This is a genomic window from Variovorax sp. 01T439_2, from assembly GCF_056398445.1.
Genome location: NZ_JBFTPJ010001150.1, coordinates 1 through 1,611, shown reverse-complemented (window position 1 = coordinate 1,611; position 1,611 = coordinate 1). Strand labels below are relative to the sequence as shown.

The 1,611-nt window shown below is 67.5% G+C and carries 3 protein-coding genes; 2 read left to right on the top strand and 1 reads right to left on the bottom strand.

Features of this window, described 5'->3' with window-relative positions; translation table 11 throughout:
- Positions 1–604 (bottom strand): PP2C family protein-serine/threonine phosphatase (locus AC1DOC_RS32935; RefSeq protein ID WP_478131478.1); only part of this gene is annotated, 604 nt, incomplete at its 3' end.
- Positions 605–712: 108 nt separating this feature from the next.
- On the opposite strand from AC1DOC_RS32935, the gene AC1DOC_RS32930 reads away from it, so the two are divergent.
- The gene (locus AC1DOC_RS32930) at positions 713–916 is read left to right on the top strand and encodes a YdcH family protein (RefSeq protein ID WP_478081820.1); all 204 of its coding nucleotides are present in this window, start codon (positions 713–715) and stop codon (positions 914–916) included.
- Positions 913–1,611: ATP-dependent DNA helicase (locus tag AC1DOC_RS32925; RefSeq protein ID WP_478131477.1), on the top strand; the 699-nt coding region annotated here is incomplete at its 3' end. The genes AC1DOC_RS32930 and AC1DOC_RS32925, both read left to right, overlap by 4 nt.

The following is a 1,611-nucleotide window of genomic DNA, read 5'->3' as shown; positions in this document are numbered from 1 at the left end:
GCCCGTCGCTGCAGGCCATCAGCAGGTCGCCCGGCTGCATCGCGGGGATGTAGTGCGGCTCGATGGGCGGAGGCGTCGTGGTCATGCCCAGGCATCCGAGGAGGATGTTGCCCTTGGGATGGACATTGGCCTCGGCCTCGGTGATTTCGCCGCGGTCGATGAGCACCTGGACATAGGAATGGTCGCGCGTGCGCGTGACGAGCTCGCCGTTCTGGAAGTGGTAGATGCGCGAGTCGCCGGCATGGATCCAGGCGCAGTCGCCCTTGGGATTCATCAGAAAGGCCGCCAGCGTGCTGTGCGGTTCCTGCTCGCTCGACAAGGCCGTGAGCTTGATGACCGTGTGCGCATCCTCCAGCAGCTGGCGCAGCACGGCCGCGGAGCTGTCGCGGTCGGGGTGGTAGCGCGTGAACAGCTGGCGCGCGGTCATCAGCACCTGGTCGGAGGCCTTGCGCCCGCCGCTGCGCCCGCCCATGCCGTCGGCAATGATGCCCAGCATGCAGCCGGGCACGCGCGGATGGCTCATCATCAGGACCTGGTCCTGCTGATAGGGGCGGTCTCCCTTGTGGAGACCGGTGGCGGCGGCAAGCCGAAAGCCTTGTGTCATGAGCGCAAATGCGCCTGCGGCGCGCCTTCTGTCTTCTCGTGGATTCGTACCAGGACGTATTATCGAGTGAACACGAGCTGCGGGCGGAATACGTTCGCAGCGCCAACGTTGGACTCCAATCTTCACTCCCTTTCCCGCCAATTGATCGAGCTGCGCATCGAACACGCCGACCTCGACGCCACCATCGACCGCCTGGCCGAAGCTTCGCCGCAGGACGAGCTGCTGCTGCGCCGCCTGAAGAAGCGCCGGCTTGTGCTGCGCGACCAGATCACGCGGCTCGAGAACGTGCTCGATCCGAAAGAACCCGCGTGAGCGAAACACTCGAGGACAAGGTGCGCGACGCCTTCGCGCAGGGCGGCGTCCTGTCGCGTGCGGCAGAACAGTTCCGCGAGCGCTCTGGGCAGACCGAAATGGCGTTGGCCGTCGCCCGCACCATCGAGGACGGCGGCGTGCTGGTGGTCGAGGCCGGCACCGGCGTGGGCAAGACTTTCTCGTATCTCGTGCCGGCGTTGCTGAGCGGCGAGCGCGTGCTGCTGTCGACCGCCACCAAGACCCTGCAGGACCAGTTGTTCGGCCGCGACCTGCCGCGTCTGGTCGAGGCGCTCGAGCTGCCGGTGCGCACGGCGCTGCTCAAGGGGCGCGCGAGCTACCTGTGCCTGCACCGGCTCGACCTGGCGCGCCACGATGCCTCGCTGCCCGAACGCGGCAGCCTGCGCACGCTCGCCAAGATCGAGCAGTGGTCCAAGGCCACCCGAACCGGCGACCTGGCCGAGCTGCCCGGGCTGGACGAGCGCTCGCCGCTCATTCCGCTCATCACTTCCACGCGCGAGAACTGCCTGGGCGCGCAGTGCCCGCAGTTCAAGCCCTGCCACGTCAACCTGGCGCGGCGCGAGGCGCTGGCGGCCGATGTGGTGGTCATCAACCATCACCTGTTTTTCGCCGACCTCGCGGTGCGCGAGACCGGCATGACGGAACTGCTGCCGACCGTGAGCGTGGTGGTGTTCGAC